Genomic DNA, 17,550 nt, shown 5'->3' with positions numbered 1-17,550 from the left:
TCTTCATGACCGATCGAAAGAATTTGAGCCGAGCTCCAGTGAGAAGTCGGCGCAAGAAAGAGAGCCTGCTGAGGCTAAAGCTCATCTTTTGTCTCCTTTCCTTTTCACACCCTGCATCCGCGATCAGCCGCTGATTTTCATCTTCCTAGCGGGCTAGAAGCGGTTCCCACCAGCTTTCATGCTCAAGATACCAACGCAGTGTTTGGCGCAAACCTTCATCAAAACCATGTTGCGCCTGATAGCTAAGATCGCGGCGGGCCTTTGTCTCATCGATAGCATATCGACGATCGTGCCCTGCCCTGTCTTTCACGAACGACTTGAGGCTATTACTTTTTCCGCCCTTAGCAGCAGGTGCGTCGGGATATCGACTATCCAGACTTTCAACCTCTTGAAACGCGAGATCAACCTCGCGGCAAATCGCATCAATCACCGCCATATTGGCAAGCTCTGCACCTCCGCCGATGTTGTAAGTCTCGCCCGGCTTCCCGTTTTGAAGGCACGCCTCAATCCCACGGCAATGGTCTTCCACGTGCAGCCAATCACGCACATTCATGCCGTCACCGTAGATTGGAAGGTTTTTGCCGAAAAGCGCGTTGAGCAGGAATAGCGGGATCAACTTTTCCGGATGCTGGAATGGGCCGTAATTGTTGGAACAATTGCTGGTGGTGACTTCAAGCTCGTAAGTGTGATGGTATGCCCTGACGAGGTGATCTGATGCTGCCTTTGACGCAGAATAGGGTGAGTTAGGTGCGTATTGGGTTGTCTCACTGAACGCAGGATCATTCATCTCCAAAGATCCGAAGACCTCGTCGGTTGATATGTGATGGAACCGATGGTCTTTGCCAGAACCGCCCAACCAAACCGCACGAGCAGCCTTAAGCAAGCTATTGGTGCCAAGAATGTTGGTGTCGATGAAGGCATCTGGTCCTTCGATTGAGCGGTCTACATGACTCTCTGCTGCAAAGTGGACAATCGTATCGCAGTCTCGCTCACGCAGGATTTTCTCCACGAGCGCCGTGTCACGAATGTCACCAACTACAAGATCGCAATGCGGGGCACCCTCGAGCGTGGAGCGATTCCCCGCATAGGTCAGTGCATCCAAGACAATAATTGCATCATCTGGGTGCTTGGCGTTCCAATAGTGAACGAAATTGCCGCCGATAAATCCAGCACCGCCAGTAACAAGCAAATTAGCCAAGAGCTTTTTCCTCTTTGAGCATGACGCGAAGGTTGGTCCGCCAGTGTACAGGATTATCCGCCAAAAATTCACGTGTCTTGCTGCAATCAAGCAGCGAAAAAGCAGGCCTGCGTGCGGGGGTTGGATATTCTGAAGTGGTAATTGGCTTCACGCGCGGCTGGGTTTGGATCACCCCGAGCGCGTGCGCCTCCTCGCTGATCGCGACCGCGAAGTCATACCAGCTCGCCACACCGGCATCACTGTGATGAAACACGCCATCGGCATCGCGCTCGACAAGCGCCCAAATTGTCCGCGCCAATCCGGTGGCAAGAGTTGGAGATCCGATTTGATCAGCAACTATCCCAAGCTCATCCCGCTCATTCATCAATCGGATCATGCTGCGCACAAAGTTTGCGCCGCCGGCCTCATAAACCCATGCCGTTCGCACCAGCAGATCTGATGCGCGAAGATGGTCCTCGCCTTCCGCTTTTGTCCGTCCATATGCCGAAACCGGTGCCCGCTTATCTTCCGGTCGGTATGCACGCGATGACGAGCCATCAAAAACGAAGTCGGTTGAGATGTGGACCAGCTTTCCGCCAACCCTGCCCAATTCTTCAACCATCACTCCGACTGCATCGGCGTTAACGGCGCGGGCCAAAACCTCTTCGCTTTCCGCCTTGTCGACCGCAGTGTAGGCAGCAGCGTTGATCAATATATCGGGTCGTTCAGAGGCAATGACCGTTCGAAGCGCTTCGCGGTCGGCCAGATCACAGTGGGCCGCGTCAATTGCGCTGATCCGGACTCCTTCAGGGGCAGTGCGCTGTAACGCACCGCCCACCTGGCCAGAGGCTCCCGTGATCAGGACTTTCATGGGAATACCGCAACATCGCTCAGAGTTTGACCCCGGCGATCTTTGTCCGAAATGATTGGCGTGATACCGTTCAGCGGCCAATCCACTGCAACAGTGCTATCATCCCAAGCAAGCGTATGCTCTGCTTCAGGACGGTATGGCGCGGTGCATTTGTATAGAAAATCGGTGTCATCTTCGAGGGTCAAAAACCCATGAGCAAAACCTTCTGGCACCCAGATCATCCGTTTGTTTGAAGCAGAAAGTTCGGCTCCAATCCATTTGCCAAAATGCGCCGATGATCGTCGAAGATCGACGACGACGTCGAACACCGAACCGCTCGTCACGCGAACCAGTTTACCCTGTGCACCAGGGTTCTGAAAATGGAGGCCTCGCAGCACGCCTTTTTGCGAACGGGAGTGGTTGTCCTGTACGAACTTCAAATCGAGCCCAGCATCCGCAAACTGGCTTTCGCTCCATGTCTCCATAAAGAAACCGCGTTCATCTCCAAAAACGCGCGGCTCAATGATCAGCGGACCGGGTATGTCGCAGGATCGGAAAATCACAAAAACACCGGTTCTTCCAAGAGCCGGAGCAAATACTCGCCATAGCCTGATTTGCGCAGCGGCTCTGCGATCCGTGCAAGCTCTGCATCATTGATGAAGCCTTTGCGCCAGGCGATTTCTTCCGGACAAGCGATCTTGAGACCCTGTCGTTCTTCGGTGATCCTCACATAGCTTGCTGCATCAAGCAGAGACGAATGCGTCCCTGTATCAAGCCATGCAAAACCCCGGCCCATTATTTCAACCGCAAGTGCCTCGTCATCGAGATAGAGCCGGTTGAGATCGGTGATTTCCAATTCCCCGCGCTTCGAAGGCTTTAGGCCTCTGGCGCGCTCGGCGACTGTATCATCGTAGAAATAGAGGCCCGTCAGAGCATAGTTCGACTTCGGCTCTTTCGGCTTTTCCTCAATCGAGATCGCTCTGCCTTCGCTATCAAACTCGACCACGCCGAAGCTTTCTGGATCGGTAACGCGATACGCAAACACGCTTGCACCGCTTGACCGCATGTCGGCTGCGTTCAGCAAATCCGGCAGGCCATGACCGTAGAATATGTTGTCACCAAGGATCAGAGCGCTTGGCCGACCGGAAACAAAGTCAGCGCCGATATGGAATGCTTGAGCAAGCCCTTCCGGCTTGGGTTGCACCGCATAGCTTAGAGCCACACCGAAATCTGAGCCATCGCCCAACACGCGCTGAAACTGATCGGCATCTTCAGGTGTCGTGATGATCAGGATGTCCTGAATTCCCGCAAGCATCAGTGTGCTTAGGGGATAGTAGATCATTGGCTTGTCATAGATCGGCATCAATTGCTTCGAGACACCGCGCGTCAGCGGATACAAGCGTGTGCCGGAACCACCCGCCAGAATGATGCCTTTGCGGCCGGATGTCATCCCAATTGGTCCCTTCAGAGATCGCCACTTTCAGGCAAATTTCATTGCAGCAGGCGAATGGGCGGTCAAGGTCTGTCACAGTTATATCCCGGCAGAGAGCCGCCAAAGCCTGCGCTGGCCAAATTGAGCTTAGTCCCGCATAGTTGGATGCTCCGCTTCGGACCGCGCAGCAACATGGCAGACTATGAAAGACACCGAAGCCATAGACCGATTTCTTTCTGAAAGTGTTCGCAGCATTCTCAGGTCGATGACTGCGCCCCAATGGCCCGAAGAATTGGGCGAAAGTGTGCCGGGCGCGATCCGCCGCCTAGAGTTTCACGGAATTGCATCTTTTCTTGCCCATAGCGCTGCGACGTTGGACGGATGGCCGCCAGAGTTGGCAGAAGCGCTAAAGACCGAGGCGAGGCTTCAAGCCGTTTGGGAGGCCGATCATGCGAAAGCCACAGCTCTTCTGATTGAGCGGCTCCATCAAGCTGAAATTCCATCGCTAGTGATGAAAGGCACGGCGCTCGCCTACTCCGTATATTCCGAACCCGGTATGAGACGACGAGGGGATACCGATTTGCTTGTCGAAACCAGCAATCGTGACCTCGTTCGCCAAGTTCTGCGCCAAAGTGGTTTCCAACCGAGCACTGATCGCCGTTTTCTGCAGGAAGCGTGGGTGCTGCAATCACAAGCTGGTTTTGCACACCAGATCGACCTGCACTGGGCTACCAGCTCCAGCATGGCCGTCGCCAAGGAGATTTCGTGCAATCATCCCCGAGACCGAGCGATTGATTTGCCTGCACTGTCTCCAAACGCCCGCGCTGCTGGTCCGCTTGATAGTTTTATCCAGATTTGCATCAACCGTAACGGGCACGAGGCATTCGGCTATCTGGTCGAGGGCGAGAAAATTCACGACGGCAACAGGCTTATTTGGGCGCTCGACCTGCATAATTTGGCGGCTGGTTTTTCCGACCATGACTGGCGAACATTGATAGCAATCGCGGATGATTGGAGTGCGACGAAGCCTGTGCTCTCAGCTATAGATTTTGCGAAAAGCGCTGTGGGTTTGCAGATATCTGCGGAAACAAGGCAAGCATTGGAGATGGGCCAAGGCAGTTTCGATCGTATTTCATCCTATTATGGCGCGCCCGCGCTAGAACGCCTGTCGCAAGACCTTCATGCCGCGCAGAATTGGCATTCAAAGTTGAGCATTGTGTCAGAACACATTCTGCCCGGTCGCCACTTCATGCAAAGCCGGTATCCCGATCACGGACATTGGCCATTGTTTGCGCTGCAAATTCGCCGTTTGCTTGACGGAACGTTCAAAATGTTGCTGGGCCGCCGACTATGAAGCTTGCATTCCTATGGCAGCGCGCAAAGCAATTTCGCGGAGAGTTGCTTACAATTAGCGGTCTGGCGCTGTTGAGCGCGCTTGCGACACTCGCGATTCCTTGGCTCGCTGGTCAATTGCTTGGCAGCATAGTCTCGGGCGCTCAGCAAGACTTGCAGACCATCATCGTTCTGTTGGTTGCTGCGCTGGTCGCGACTACTGCGCTGAACATCGCCGCGACGATTGCGTCGTCGGCGGCTTCACTCAGAATTCTCGCGCAACTGCGCCAAGAGGTCTACAATCACGTCAACCTTATGCCGATGTCGTTTCATGACAAACGTCGCAGCGGTGATGTGCTCGCATTGATGACCTACGAAGTCGGCAATCTAAGCAGCTTTCTTGCCTCAACGATCACCAATGTTCCTTCAATGCTTGTTACCGCTGCGGGTGCAGTGATCCTCCTGTTCCTTATCGACCCGACAGTCGCGATCTTGATGCCAATCCTGATCCCTGCATTCTTTATCGCAATGAAACTGGTCGGGAGAAGGTTGAGAGTACTAGCCCGCAAAGCGCGAAGGGCCGAAGTTGAGGTCTTTGCAGCAGCTGAAAACGATCTTGCGTTGGTTCCTGCGATAAAGTCCTTCGCAGTCGAGCAATATCATCGTGATTTCTATTCTGACGCCGTTGGTCGATCGCAGCAGGTCGCATTCCGGCAGGTCCGAATACGTGCTTTCATTGCCCCGCTTGTCGCGCTGATTGCTGCACTCGCTGCGATTGCAGTCCTCATCCTGGGCAGCGATGCTTTGAATAGCGGCAACCAGACACCGGGCGAACTGTTTGCATTCCTGCTCTACGCCGCATTGCTAACGCGGCCGGTCGGAGGATTGGCTGACATCTATGGCAGCTATCAAATCTCTCGGGGAACACTGGCAAGGCTGGAAGCTGTGCTCGAAATGGAGCCAGAGCCCGGTCATGATCAAGGGGAGCGATTGGCGCGAGCGGATGGCGACATCGAATTCAAGAATGTCCAATTTGCTTACCCTGCTAGGCCACAAGTTCTGTCTGGCATTGACCTCTCGATCAGGCGTGGAGAAATCGTAGCCCTAACCGGCGATAACGGCGTCGGTAAATCCACCCTCGTGAAACTGTTGCTCCGTTATTATCAGCCCGATGCTGGCCAGATAACGTTAGATGGAAAGGACATCGCACAGTTTCAGGTCCAAGAATTGCGCCGCCAATTCGGATATGTTCCCCAACGCCCGCTGCTGTTCAACGGGACAATCGCAAGCAACATCGCGTTCGGCCAATCGACGGTCGAGAGCGATCAATCCCGAGACGCGATCGCGCGGGCCGCTGGATTGGCCCAAGCAGAGAGCTTCATCGCTGAACTGCCTAGAGGGCTTGAAACCGAAATTGGCGATAACGGCGTCCGCCTATCGGGCGGGCAAGGCCAACGTGTGGCTTTAGCGCGCGCCTTGTTCCGTGATCCGCCGATCTACATCCTGGATGAAGCGACAAGCATGTACGATCTCGATAGTGAGGCGGCATTTGTCGAAGACTGCATCGATGCTTTGAAAGATCGTACAGTCATCCTCATCACACACCGCCCCGCTAGCCTCGCACTGGCCGATCGCGTCTTGAAGGTTTCTGCGAACACGGTGACCGACGTGACGGGATCAATCTGACTGAGCGATAATCAGCTCGCGGTGGGCGAGATCTTTCGCGAGCGCGAGCATATCTTTTTCGATCACATCGCGCGCGGCCTCGAATTCCGTCTCGATAGCATCGCACAACTCAACCAGCTTGTGCGGCCTATCAGTGAGGAGCGCCCAAATCCGGCCGCCGACCGCATCCAATCCGAAGTACTGGCCGCTTTTCAAATCGAGCAGCACTGTCTCACCGCTCACTTCTCGGGCAACGACATCTTCAGATGCGGCATATCGATCATTCAGCTTCATCTCGGTCCAATCCTTGTTCGATACGAGCCACTGCATTGCAGACCTCAGGCAAAATCGGATATTCGCGTGGGTAGTGTAGCTGGAACACAGGAACCTTGTCTGCAAGATCGGCGAGGCGGCCAAAATGCGATTTCAGGCGTCCTCGGTCTTCTACATCCAGCACGAAACAATGCTTCATCAAGAGAGGCAAGGCAGCCGACGCATGCAGCGGTTCAATCGATAACGCAGCTTCATGGTCCTCTCCCAAAATGAAGAGCGCAGCAAGGCGGGCGGGTTTGTCGGAAAACGGGATTGCATCCGAGCTATCAACGCTCTGTTTTCCATCGCCCTGGACTCCATCCAGAGCAAGGCCAAGCAGGTGGCTGGCACTGTCTTTGAAGAGCCGCAAAGCAGAGCGCTTTGGGCGGAGTAAAAAGCCTTCGTCCGTCGATTGAAGATCAACCACGTCCTCTGACATGTATGGCCAGCCAGCCTTCGCGAATGCCCCCGCCAAAGTCGTCTTGCCGCTGCGCGAGTAGCCTAAGAAACCGATAGCGCCCGACTGGGCCCGGACAGCGCTCCCATGGAGAAATAAGCCACCGTCGTGGTTGCCGATCAACGGAAGAATGGAATTCTCGAACAACTTTCTCGCGATTTCAACGCTACCGCCGGATGCGGGCCAAGCCTGAACAGAACTCGCTTGAAGATTGACGAGAAAGTCGACTTGGTCCGGAAATCTGAGAACGAACTCGGACAGTGTGCGATGAAATTCACACACGCACTCACCAGTAGGTGCCAGCCAGCGATCATACGGATCGGTTAAGAGCGGCTCTTGGTGCCTGACTTCATGAACAATCAACTTCATCAGGACACAGCGCTGCGCCGAAGAACGTCCCTGACTAGATCGCGCGTTGCTTCAAGGCTGGGCAATAGATCCGGGTTTTCGCGGACCACGATCTCTTCAATCTCTTTGCCCGACCGTTTCCCGTCGACAAGGGAAAGGATATAGAGCTGCGCCTTCACACGATCATTGAGAACTACAGGGTCACTTCCACCAATAGCGCGATCTCCCTCCGTCAATATCGTGCTGCCCCAGTTCGATTGTTTGAGTGTTGTTGCTCCATCCGGAGGCGCAACATTCCATGCATACAGATTGCCATCGGGCCTTATTCGCAGGGTAACTGCGACCACGTCACCTTCGTTCACTTCGAAAGGCTCAACAACCGGGAAAAAGGCTTGCGAGCGCTTTATGCTTTCCGGATCCAGCGGCGAATTGGTCATCCAGACACCGCCGCCGAGGTGAGCGTTGAACCAACCCGCGAAACCATCGAAACGACCGGTTTCCGTAACGAGAATTTCCGCTTCGAATGAAAAGTAGTCGGGCGTGTCTGCATCCAACTTGACCGAACCCAATTTTGCTGGAGAACTGCATAGTTCTTCCGGTGAAAAATCGTGCGAATATGTCGTGTTGCGGGCTTGCTCATCAATCCAACGAAAACGCTCAGGTATGATATCTTTCGACCACGCGCTTGCTTTGTCGCGGCAATGGTCAGAATTCACTCCGGCAACATGCAATGTAAGGCTTTCGGGAATGATGGTTCCGCCGGGCTTCAACATCCGTTTTGCCGCATCGCGGATCATATCGATGATGCCGTAATCGATCCCGAAATAACCCACATGATCACAAATTAGAGCGTCGACTGGATCGGGCAACTGAGCGTGGAACGTACTGCTAGCTATGCAGGTGTATTCGGCCTCCAATCCGTTGTTCTTGATAGTCTCGTTCGCCAGATGAATCGCGTCGCTGTTGTCGATGCCCCAGACATGACTGGCTCCAGCCTCAAGGCAAAAAATGCCTAGAACTCCGACACCGCACCCTAGATCAGCAACCGAACTGCCAGAGGCAACGCACGTCGAAATGGCAGAACGATAAAGGTCGCTGCGGTTCGGCAGACTCAAATAGCTGACATGTTCAAACAGGGCATCGCTCATCCTGCGTTCGGCCCAAGCCGCAATGGCTTTTGCGCAAGATCTGCAACCCTACAGCGTAAAAAATCGTTCAATTCAGTTCCGACCTGCATCCAAGGTTACGCCCGCATTTCGCAAAAAGCTTACTGTGCGGAATATCCCCCAATACTGCCAGCCCCACAGATCATCAATGTCGTCCTCCTCACGCTGCGCGCAAAATGCACGGAAGGCGTCCGGATCAACTAGCGGTTGTAAGACGCCATTCCGCTCCGGCTCGCACATGATACGTATTTCGCGGTCATGCTTCCTTTCGGGAAAAGAAGCCTTGTCCTCACGGTCCACAACACAATCTGGCATAAGTCCGCGCATTGCTTCGCGGTGCAGCCACTTTGTCTGACCACCTCGAAGCTTCAAATCTTCAGGCACACTTGCTGTAAACTCGATAAATTGCCGAGTAAGCATCGGACTGCGCGATTCCAGCCCAAGGCGCGCATGTTGCCGAGCCATCAGATCAAAGGCACTTTGACTGACGCAAGCATCAAGCTTTCTGGCATTCGCATTGCCCGTGTCATCGTTTGGCAGGGATGAAAAATAATCGAGCTTTGCCGCCCCCACTCTATCGGCAAACCCAGCATCTAGAAATTGCACAGGATCGGCCACTAGCTTTCCAAAGTCGCCGCGCCGTTTCTTTAGCGACAAACGAGCAGACGTTGGCAGAGCCGCGAACAACAATTCCTTAAGAGCAAAGGGTACCGACCAGCGAACGCCATAGGCCTCAATATCTCGCCGCAAATGGCTCAGAAATCGCTTTGCATCGCGCGACTGGATGGCTTGGGCAAAGTATCTGTGGCTGCCGTCCAGCCACTGATCCCCTCCCACTCCATTGAGGAATACCCGCGAGCCATTCGCGACCATAGACTGCGCCATTAGGATCGATTGCGCTGCATTAGTATAGGTTGGGAGGTCCTCGGCTTTTTCACCCTCTGCCTCGAACCAATCGAGGTCAGGCCGAAACAATTCATATTCGCGGAGGTCGGTGTTTGTGAATTCCGTGACCGCCCTCGCATAACGGACTTCGTCTGACACAGATCGTGCTTCACCGCGCAATGTGAACGCCCTGATCTCCGGTGCTAGGAGCTTGTGGTCGCGCGCCATTTCTACGGCGAGGCAATAGACCGCAGAGGAATCAAGGCCGCCGCTGACTTCGATTGCGAGCGGCAAATTTGTCCGAGACGTCCGGCGTACAGCATCACGCAAAACCTCCCGATATTCTTCGATAAAATCTCTATCCGATCGCGCACGAATAACGGGCGATGCCGGGAGGGAATAGTATCGCTGTATTCTGGTGCGTTCAGGGGAGAATGACAAAGAATGGGCAGATGGGACGCGTTTGATCCCATCCCATGGTGTGCGATCAACGGAATGGATTTCACCAACCATAGCCTCGGCTAGGAAATCGTAGTCGTAGTCCGGTTGTTTACCGAGCGCGGCTAATACAACGGCGACGCTTGAGCCGGCGATGAAGCCACCATCCTGCATGCTGTAGAACAACGGACGCAACCCCTGATGATCGCGCGCGCAGAACATGGTCTGGCGGCGACAATCGGCGACAACAAAAGCGAATTCACCCTCTATTCGTGATGCGCATTCCTCCCCCCATTGCTCATAGGATCGTATCACCAATTCTTCGTCAGAACGGTTTCGCAATTGAACACCGCGGCTCTTTAGATCGCGTCGCAATTCCTCACAGTTCGTCAAAAAACCATCAAACACCAAACCCAATCCGGGGGCTGTCGAACGATAGGGCTGACTGGCTTCCAATGCTTCGGCACTAGTCGGCAATCTGCACGCCGCGAGCGCCATCTTGCCGCTCGACCAATTGTCAGACGTGTCGTGCGGATTGTGCGCCAAAACCTGGATCATTGATCCCAACTTCGCGGTCGAAGGAGCTTCTGCAAAGATGGCTGCAATACCAGTCATGCTGTTTTCGCCCGTTCCTTCACATTGAGGTCTGAAGTCGCCACTACACCGAAATAAGCCCTGATACCCCGAGCGGCAAATCCCGCACCGTTATGGTTCCGTTGAGTTATTCGAGATACTACTCTATCTTTGCAGACCTTACGCCAGATGGACACACACCATGATCAAAACAGCATCTCGCCTTGCCTTGATCGTTGCCACCGCAAGCCTAGCGGTCGCGCCGGTTGCCGCCCAAGCCAATACGCGTGCCGGAGATAATGGAACCGTTTACGGAGCCGAAGCTTCGACTGCTGGTGCGATTTTCGGCGCCGTCTATGATGATGAAGAGAAGATCGCTGGCGCTTGGGTTGAGATTATTGGCGGTATTCTCGCCGCGTCTTTGGTCCTTGTGTTGCTGTCCGGTGGATCTGGAACCGATAGAGCCCCCAATCAGTCCCGCGGCGCATAAACACAGCTTCGCGTTGCTTTCGGCGAATTCTCTTACGTTTTGCCGACGGCTATCCTGATATGGCCCGGGACAACCGCAAAGACCGATCACCTCTAATTGCTGTTGGCGTTCTAATCTGCCTTGCGGTGGCATTCGGCGGCGGCGGTGTAAGGTATGGGCTCGCCAATCTGGTGGTCCAGATTGGCGCCCTCATTATACTGGCATTGAACACGGCAGCGGTCACCGATTTCTGGAAAACCGCACCGTTGTCGCTAAGAATTCTAATTACGATTTCGGTCTTGCTTCCGACCGTTCAGCTCGTACCGCTGCCTGAAAGTCTTTGGAAGAGTCTGCCAGGGCGCGACCTCGTACAGCAATCGTTCGCGCTGACCGGGAAAAGCGGTTGGGCTCCAATGAGCGTCGACCCCGTCCGCACGGCGGTGGCCCTCACAGGCATGATCGTACCTCTCACGGTAATCATGGTCGGCTGGGCTTTGACGCGCGCTCAGCTATTGAAACTGGGTTGGCTGATAGTCGCGCTCGGTATGATCAATGTTGTGATTGGAATACCGCAAGCACTGCAAGGCGGACTTAGCTTCGAAATATTTCCAGAGCCCGGGCCAGACGGTATCCTTTACGGCACTTTCGCAAACCGGAATTCGACCGGCCTTTTTCTGGTCGCAGCGCTTTCCTTCGCAGCGATCCTGCCAACGCCGAAGCCGCATTCTGCCGCATTGCCAATTCGCTTGGCGATATGCGCGTTGTTGTTTGTCGCCATCCTTCTGACGCGTTCTCGCACCGCGCTGGTGCTCGTTGCAATTCCGGCCCTACTTACAACGTTCCGCGCTCTTTGGTGGCATCATAGAAACAAGCAAAACCGAGCAAGTCCATCAATCCAAACCAGTCTCGTTGTCTTTGGACCACTAGCACTCGGCCTAGGGGTCATGGCCGCAATTGTCGTGGTTGCGCCGGGCAGAGTTGGTGACACCATCGAGCGTTTCGATGCGACCAGCGATGCGCGGACACATATCTGGGAGGATTCAGGCTATGCCGCATCGAGGTATTGGCCAGTTGGCGCGGGCATGGGTGCTTTTGACGAAGTTATTCAGGTCGATGAATCGTTAGAGAATGCGACAGAAAGGCGCGCCGGACGTGCGCATAACGATTTTCTCGAAGTAGCTATTGAAGCAGGAATTGCAGGCATTGCCCTAATCGCCTTCTGGCTGCTCGCCGTGCTTTGGTTCGCATGGCAGGCTCAATTTTCAAAAACGCGTTGGGCTGCTTGGGCCGGAGGCGCAATCCTAATCGCTGTCGCTTTGCAGTCTATCACCGACTATCCTCTCCGCAATCAATCCATGCTGGCTGTCGCAAGCTTTGCCTTCCTTTTGCTTGCGAGAATCGGGAGCAGATCCGCAGAGGGCAAACCATGATTGGCAGGTTGATCTGGTACGTCTGCCTGCTGGCAATCGGCATCGCGACATTTGCCCTGCAGCTGGACAGGCAATCTGCGCTTGCGCCGCAATTGGCAGGAACGGTCCCTGCTCCCGCACGCGGTTTTGCTCAGTCACAACTAGCGGCGAGCGCGCTGCAATCCAGCGATCCTCAACGTGCGGTTGAAGAAGCTGGATTCCTTGTGCGAAGCCGACCGATACCAGCAGAATCGTTACGATTGTTGGCTCAGGCGCAATTCGCAGCAGGTCAGAACGAGCAAGGTTTCCTGACAATTCAGATTGCAGCCAAGCGTGGCTGGCGGGATCCGGTTGCTCAAGAGGCAATGCTTCGCCTCGCGATTGCCGCCGGTGACGAAGCGGAGGCCGCGAAACGATACACAGCGCTGTTCCTGCAAAGCGGGACAAAGGATGAGCTGCTGATAGAGATTGGCAGCACTTTGTTTGAGAGCGTGGCGGATCCTGCGGCGCAAACTCTTATAGAGATATTGAGTGGCAGCGACCGCTGGCCCGATACTTTCCTGAGACGGGGGGCTAGAGTTTTGCCGGCAGCGGCATTTGTTGCGATCACCCGCGATGCAGAAGCACGCGGAGCCGAATTCTCTTGTAGGACTCTCAATGATGTAACTCCGGTGCTAGCATCGCGAAATCAAGACGCCGCAGCGCAATGGGTCACCTTTACTGATGAAGCCTGTTAGAGAGACAAGCGCAGCAGCAGCGTCGCTGTTACTCAGACAATCAAATCGACATTTTGCGATTTGAGCGCGGGAACGCTTGCTAGCCGAGCCACATTGAAGCATTGGCACTTCGATACGAATTGCATGAACGCACGGGATCATACGATCATGACCAACACTTCGCCTCTCGCTGAAAAGCTCGTCACTGTCTTTGGTGGCAGCGGCTATATCGGAAACTACGTCGCGCAAAGCCTGCTAGAGCGCGGCGCGCGCTTGCGGATTGCCAGCCGCAATCCGGAAAAGGCGCATTCGCTGCAACCGCTCGCCAATCTTGGCCAGTTGCAATTCGCGCGGTGCGATATCACGAACGAGGAAAGCGTAGCAGCGGCGCTCCACGGTGCAGACTATGTGGTCAACCTCGTCGGTGATTTTACCGGTGATCTTGAAAAATTGATGGGTGAAGCGCCCGGAGACATGGCCAAGATCGCTGCTGAGAATGGCGTAAAAGGCTTCGTCCATGTCAGTTCGATTGGTCCAGATGAGAACTCGAGCGCGGCCTATGCACGCGGCAAAGCCAAAGGCGAGACCAACGTCTTTGCTGCCTTCTCCAATGCGACAATCATGCGTCCCTCAATTGTCTTCGGCAAAGACGATAACTTCCTCAACATGTTTGGCCAAATGATCGAGATGATGCCGGTTCTTCCGGTGTTCGGCCCCGATGCGAAACTACAGCTGGTTTTTGCAGATGATGTTGCAGAAGCCATTGCGGTCGCTTTGGAAGACCCGGAAAAGTATGGCGGTGCCATCTATGAACTGGGCGGCCCCGAAGCGCTTACGATGATGCAAATCAACGAGCGGATTGCCGAAGCACAAGGGCGCAGCCGCCGCTTTATCGCCATGCCCGATGGAATGTCCTCGCTGTTCGCCAGTCTGCCGGGCACGCCAATGAGCAAGGACCAATGGGCATTGCTAAAACCGGGCAGCACAGTTTCCGGCGAGCACCGGACTTTCGCGGACCTTGGCATTGAGCCGCGTCCGCTCGGCCTGTTCCTCGACAAGTGGATGACCCGCTACCGCAAATTTGGCCGTTTCGGACGAAGCAACGAGCGCGCGAAAAACCGCGCGGCTGGTTAAGTCGGCGCGGTCAACGCCTCAGAGATTTTCCGAATAGAGCGTCAGCAGGTCGGCGTAAGCCTTCTCAGCGGCCGGTTCTGCATATGCCGGGCTGTCTGGCACAGTCCAGCCGTGATCCCCAGCATAGACTTCGACTTTGGCAGTTCGGCCAGCCGCTTCGGCAGCACTCGCGAATTCTGTTTTCTCAGTTGGCGCTTCAGCATCGTCATCTTGTGCGACCGCAATAAGGAAAGCCGCCTCCGCATTGCTCAGCACTCTATGCGGGCTAAACGGATAGTCTTGGCGCACTAATCCTCCGCCATGGAAGCTCGCTGCCGCTTTGATACGGCTTGGCACCGCGGCTGCGCTCCACACAGTGAATGGCCCGCCCATGCAATAGCCTTGTGTACCGATGCCTCGTGATGTGTCGACCTGCTCCTGAGCATCGAGCCATGCAACTATGCTCTTGGCATCACGCTGAATGGCTTCTGCATCCAGCTTTTCACGCCACGGACGCACTTTGGAAAAACCTTCTGCTGCGATGAAGCTTGCGAAGTCGGCAAATTGCTCACCTGCAACATCACGGTAATACGGGTTCACCACCAGCACCGCATAGCCTTCGCTTGCGAGGCGCATTGCCATTTCAACCTTGGATTGTCTGACGCCTGCGATATCAGGCCAAAGGATCGCCGCCGGATATTCTTCGCCCTCTTCGGGATAGATCAGAAACCCATCCATCGTGCCGTCTTCGGTCGGGAAAGAGACTGCGTCGCTGAACATAGAAAGTTGGCTAGGAAGCTCTTCGCCTTCTCCGCCGGTTGCTGGCGTGCAAGCCACGACGGCGGCGGCTCCGGCAAGCGCTCCGAATTGTCTCCGGCTGAGAGTGTCTTTTGCCCAATTTTTGAGTTTCGCCTCATCACACATGCTCGTCGCTCCTGCAGTTTGCTTTGGATGTCAGCATAGGCTGCGCGCTTACCGATGGACAAGTGGTGACTGAAGCGGCACCATGCGTGCCGAGAGGGAGAACAATCACATGTCGATGAGGAAATGGGCGCTGCCTGTACTCGCGCTTGGCGCGCTGTCTGTGGCCGCTTGCAACGAAATTTTCGAGGCAGAGACCGAAGGCGGTATCACAGCTGCAATGTTGGTTGGTGCGGATAGTGATCATGCAAACTGGATCACGCATGGCCGCAATTATTCCGAACAAAGATTTTCCCCGCTCGATCAGATCAACGCCGAAAATGTTGGCGATCTTGGTCTGGCCTGGTTCTCCGATATGGATACGGCGCGTGGTCAGGAAGCCACTCCGCTCGTCATGGATGGTAAGCTGTATGTGACGACCGCGTGGAGCAAGGTGAAAGCCTTCAACGCGGCCACGGGTGAGCCGCTATGGGACTATGACCCAGAGGTGCCCGGAGAGACTGCCGTCAAGGCATGCTGTGACACCGTCAATCGCGGTCTTGCCGCATGGGGTGACAGCCTGTTCCTCGGGACACTGGACGGACGCTTGGTTGCGCTTGATCGTGATACAGGAGCGGTAAAATGGGAAACCGTCACCGTCGACCAGACCCAAAGCTACACAGTGACAGGAGCGCCGCGCGTTATCGATGGCAAAGTCATCATCGGCAATGGCGGCGCTGAGTTTGGCGTGCGCGGCTATATCGCGGCCTATGACGCCAATGATGGCAGCGAACTCTGGCGTTTCTACACTGTGCCGGATGGCAATGAAGGCGGGGAAAGCCCGCAATACCTTCAAGACGCGGCCGAGACATGGAACACCGAAGTGCTGGCCGGAAATGACGCGATTGGCGGCGGCGGCACGGTTTGGGATTCCATGGCTTACGACCCTGATCTCAATCTGCTGTATATTGGCGTTGGCAACGGGTCACCTTGGAACCGTGCATACCGCTCTCCGGGTGAAGACGGCACCGGTGAAGGGGACAACCTCTATCTCTCGAGCATAGTGGCGATCCGTCCCGATACCGGCGAGTATGTCTGGCATTATCAGACAACTCCAGGCGAGACGTGGGACTACACAGCGACCCAACACATCGTGCTCGCAGACATGGAGGTCGACGGCGAAGAGCGTCAGGTATTGATGCAGGCACCGAAGAACGGGTTCTTTTATGTGATCGACCGGGCAACCGGAGAATTCATCAGCGGCGAGCCATATGTGGCCGTCAATTGGGCGACTGGCATTGATGAGAATGGACGGCCGATCGAAAATCCGGAAACCCGGATCGATAAGACTGGTCAGCCCGCCATCGTGACACCGGGCGCATTGGGCGGCCACAACTGGCACCCGATGGCGTATCATCCTGACGAAAACCTCGTCTACATTCCCGCTTTCGAAGCAGGCATGGTTTATGCTCCGGAAGAAAACTGGAAGCCAGACCGTGCACGCGGCTTCAATGTCGGCTTCAATCTGGGCGCGGGCGATCTTCCCCCTGACATGGGCATACGCCGCGAAGTTGCAGGAACGCTGCGAGGAATGCTGGTCGCTTGGGACCCGGTCGCTCAAGAAGCAAAATGGACTGTCGAGCATCCCGGCCCATGGAACGGCGGCTTGCTGGCAACCGGAGGAGGCCTTGTGTTCCAAGGCACCGCAGGCAGCGAGTTTAACGCCTACGCCGCGGGCTCAGGTGAAAAACTCTGGAGCTTTGGCGCGCAAACCGGCGTTGTTGCACCACCCATCACCTATACGGTCGATGGCGAGCAATATGTGGCTGTTCTGGCCGGCTGGGGCGGCGCCTATGCGATTACCGTCGATGGTGAATTGCTGAACACGAAAGCGCCTGTGCGCAATGTGAGCCGTCTGTTGGTGTTCAAGCTTGGAGCGGACGGTGAACTGCCTGCCGAAGTAGAGCTGGCCAAACTGCCGCTTGATCCACCGCCTAGCCGTGCAAGCGCAGAAACGATTGCTCTCGGGGCCGAGAAATACGCCCGCTATTGCGCTGTGTGCCATGCGCCAGCGGCAGTCGGCTCGACCGTGCTGCCTGATCTGCGACGCGCGGGTTCGCTTGGCAATGCAGGCGCATGGGAGGCGGTCGTCCATGGCGGTATCCTGAAAGATAACGGCATGGTCTCTTTCGCTGAATCGCTCAGCAAGGAAGAGATTCAGGCGATCCGCGAATATGTCATCTTCCGCGCCAATCAGGACAAAGTGATGGAAGAGCCCGAAAAGGTAGCCCGGCGATAATCAGCAGGG

At 55.3% G+C, this 17,550-nt stretch carries 16 protein-coding genes; 7 read left to right on the top strand and 9 right to left on the bottom strand.

All coding sequences use genetic code 11. The annotated features are described in order from the left end of the window. Window positions 1-145 precede the first annotated feature (145 nt). Genes rfbB through rfbA form a run of 4 tightly spaced genes read right to left on the bottom strand, consistent with a single transcriptional unit; the run spans window position 146 to window position 3,477 of the window. Entirely contained in the window at window positions 146-1,198 is a 1,053-nt protein-coding gene (rfbB, locus tag MWU39_RS00790; RefSeq protein ID WP_247158077.1) for a dTDP-glucose 4,6-dehydratase, read from the bottom strand. After that, a complete protein-coding gene (gene rfbD, locus MWU39_RS00785) occupies window positions 1,191-2,048 on the bottom strand; it encodes a dTDP-4-dehydrorhamnose reductase (protein WP_247158076.1) in 858 nt (285 codons plus the stop codon). Before rfbD ends, rfbB begins: the two co-directional genes overlap by 8 nt. After that, on the bottom strand, window positions 2,045-2,590 hold the full coding sequence (gene rfbC, locus MWU39_RS00780; RefSeq protein ID WP_247158075.1) for a dTDP-4-dehydrorhamnose 3,5-epimerase: 546 nt from the start codon (window positions 2,588-2,590) through the stop codon (window positions 2,045-2,047). Before rfbC ends, rfbD begins: the two co-directional genes overlap by 4 nt. After that, window positions 2,587-3,477, bottom strand: coding sequence for a glucose-1-phosphate thymidylyltransferase RfbA (gene rfbA, locus MWU39_RS00775; protein ID WP_247158074.1), 891 nt, complete (start codon window positions 3,475-3,477; stop codon window positions 2,587-2,589). The genes rfbC and rfbA overlap by 4 nt, the downstream gene beginning before the upstream one ends. 184 nt (window positions 3,478-3,661) lie before the next feature. On the opposite strand from rfbA, the gene MWU39_RS00770 reads away from it, so the two are divergent. Continuing rightward, entirely contained in the window at window positions 3,662-4,813 is a 1,152-nt protein-coding gene (locus MWU39_RS00770; RefSeq protein WP_247158073.1) for a nucleotidyltransferase family protein, read from the top strand. Further along, a complete protein-coding gene (locus MWU39_RS00765) occupies window positions 4,810-6,477 on the top strand; it encodes an ABC transporter ATP-binding protein (RefSeq protein WP_247158072.1) in 1,668 nt (555 codons plus the stop codon). The genes MWU39_RS00770 and MWU39_RS00765 overlap by 4 nt, the downstream gene beginning before the upstream one ends. Here the strand turns inward: MWU39_RS00765 and MWU39_RS00760 are convergent. The 4 genes from MWU39_RS00760 to MWU39_RS00745 form a co-directional block, all read right to left on the bottom strand. Continuing rightward, window positions 6,469-6,750, bottom strand: coding sequence for a PqqD family protein (locus MWU39_RS00760; RefSeq protein WP_247158071.1), 282 nt, complete (start codon window positions 6,748-6,750; stop codon window positions 6,469-6,471). The two genes, MWU39_RS00765 and MWU39_RS00760, sit on opposite strands and share 9 nt — an antisense overlap. Further along, window positions 6,737-7,594, bottom strand: coding sequence for a hypothetical protein (locus MWU39_RS00755; protein WP_247158070.1), 858 nt, complete (start codon window positions 7,592-7,594; stop codon window positions 6,737-6,739). The genes MWU39_RS00760 and MWU39_RS00755 overlap by 14 nt, the downstream gene beginning before the upstream one ends. Beyond that, the gene (locus MWU39_RS00750; protein ID WP_247158069.1) at window positions 7,594-8,721 is read right to left on the bottom strand and encodes a methyltransferase; all 1,128 of its coding nucleotides are present in this window, start codon (window positions 8,719-8,721) and stop codon (window positions 7,594-7,596) included. Before MWU39_RS00750 ends, MWU39_RS00755 begins: the two co-directional genes overlap by 1 nt. Window positions 8,722-8,793: 72 nt before the next feature. Continuing rightward, a complete protein-coding gene (locus tag MWU39_RS00745) occupies window positions 8,794-10,677 on the bottom strand; it encodes an asparagine synthase-related protein (RefSeq protein ID WP_247158068.1) in 1,884 nt (627 codons plus the stop codon). Window positions 10,678-10,837: 160 nt separating this feature from the next. Here MWU39_RS00745 and MWU39_RS00740 point away from each other — a divergent pair, with 160 nt between their 5' ends. The 4 genes from MWU39_RS00740 to MWU39_RS00725 all read left to right on the top strand — a co-directional run bounded on the left by MWU39_RS00740 (window position 10,838) and on the right by MWU39_RS00725 (window position 14,363). Further along, window positions 10,838-11,125: a hypothetical protein gene (locus MWU39_RS00740; protein ID WP_247158067.1), complete on the top strand. Its 288-nt coding sequence runs from the start codon at window positions 10,838-10,840 to the stop codon at window positions 11,123-11,125. 59 nt (window positions 11,126-11,184) lie between these two features. After that, on the top strand, window positions 11,185-12,534 hold the full coding sequence (locus MWU39_RS00735; protein ID WP_247158066.1) for an O-antigen ligase family protein: 1,350 nt from the start codon (window positions 11,185-11,187) through the stop codon (window positions 12,532-12,534). Then, the gene (locus tag MWU39_RS00730; RefSeq protein WP_247158065.1) at window positions 12,531-13,250 is read left to right on the top strand and encodes a hypothetical protein; all 720 of its coding nucleotides are present in this window, start codon (window positions 12,531-12,533) and stop codon (window positions 13,248-13,250) included. The genes MWU39_RS00735 and MWU39_RS00730 overlap by 4 nt, the downstream gene beginning before the upstream one ends. A gap of 123 nt (window positions 13,251-13,373) precedes the next feature. Further along, complete coding sequence (locus tag MWU39_RS00725) at window positions 13,374-14,363, top strand: complex I NDUFA9 subunit family protein (RefSeq protein ID WP_247158064.1); 990 nt, start codon at window positions 13,374-13,376, stop codon at window positions 14,361-14,363. An 18-nt stretch (window positions 14,364-14,381) separates the two neighbouring features. Here MWU39_RS00725 and MWU39_RS00720 read toward each other — a convergent pair whose 3' ends face one another. After that, window positions 14,382-15,266, bottom strand: a complete 885-nt coding sequence (locus MWU39_RS00720) for a dienelactone hydrolase family protein (protein WP_247158063.1) — start codon at window positions 15,264-15,266, stop codon at window positions 14,382-14,384. 115 nt (window positions 15,267-15,381) lie between these two features. On the opposite strand from MWU39_RS00720, the gene MWU39_RS00715 reads away from it, so the two are divergent. Continuing rightward, window positions 15,382-17,541, top strand: a complete 2,160-nt coding sequence (locus MWU39_RS00715) for a PQQ-dependent dehydrogenase, methanol/ethanol family (protein WP_247160272.1) — start codon at window positions 15,382-15,384, stop codon at window positions 17,539-17,541. The last annotated feature ends 9 nt before the right edge of the window (window positions 17,542-17,550 follow it).

This window comes from Erythrobacter sp. F6033 (genome assembly GCF_023016005.1).
GTDB lineage: Bacteria > Pseudomonadota > Alphaproteobacteria > Sphingomonadales > Sphingomonadaceae > Erythrobacter.
Note: the sequence above shows the minus strand (reverse complement) of the source record. Positions and strands in the feature narration are given on the sequence as shown.

Excerpts from the sequence above, each read along its gene's own strand:
- MWU39_RS00730 (WP_247158065.1), top strand. The coding sequence starts at position 12,531 with ATGATTGGCAGGTTGATCTGGTACGTCTGCCTGCTGGCAATCGGCATC.
- rfbD (WP_247158076.1), bottom strand. The coding sequence starts at position 2,048 with ATGAAAGTCCTGATCACGGGAGCCTCTGGCCAGGTGGGCGGTGCGTTA.
- MWU39_RS00745 (WP_247158068.1), bottom strand. The coding sequence starts at position 10,677 with ATGACTGGTATTGCAGCCATCTTTGCAGAAGCTCCTTCGACCGCGAAG.
- MWU39_RS00750 (WP_247158069.1), bottom strand. The coding sequence starts at position 8,721 with ATGAGCGATGCCCTGTTTGAACATGTCAGCTATTTGAGTCTGCCGAAC.
- rfbA (WP_247158074.1), bottom strand. The coding sequence starts at position 3,477 with ATGACATCCGGCCGCAAAGGCATCATTCTGGCGGGTGGTTCCGGCACA.
- MWU39_RS00720 (WP_247158063.1), bottom strand. The coding sequence starts at position 15,266 with ATGTGTGATGAGGCGAAACTCAAAAATTGGGCAAAAGACACTCTCAGC.
- MWU39_RS00740 (WP_247158067.1), top strand. The coding sequence starts at position 10,838 with ATGATCAAAACAGCATCTCGCCTTGCCTTGATCGTTGCCACCGCAAGC.
- MWU39_RS00765 (WP_247158072.1), top strand. The coding sequence starts at position 4,810 with ATGAAGCTTGCATTCCTATGGCAGCGCGCAAAGCAATTTCGCGGAGAG.
- MWU39_RS00715 (WP_247160272.1), top strand. The coding sequence starts at position 15,382 with ATGAGGAAATGGGCGCTGCCTGTACTCGCGCTTGGCGCGCTGTCTGTG.
- MWU39_RS00760 (WP_247158071.1), bottom strand. The coding sequence starts at position 6,750 with ATGAAGCTGAATGATCGATATGCCGCATCTGAAGATGTCGTTGCCCGA.
- MWU39_RS00725 (WP_247158064.1), top strand. The coding sequence starts at position 13,374 with ATGAACGCACGGGATCATACGATCATGACCAACACTTCGCCTCTCGCT.
- MWU39_RS00770 (WP_247158073.1), top strand. The coding sequence starts at position 3,662 with ATGAAAGACACCGAAGCCATAGACCGATTTCTTTCTGAAAGTGTTCGC.
- MWU39_RS00755 (WP_247158070.1), bottom strand. The coding sequence starts at position 7,594 with ATGAAGTTGATTGTTCATGAAGTCAGGCACCAAGAGCCGCTCTTAACC.
- MWU39_RS00735 (WP_247158066.1), top strand. The coding sequence starts at position 11,185 with ATGGCCCGGGACAACCGCAAAGACCGATCACCTCTAATTGCTGTTGGC.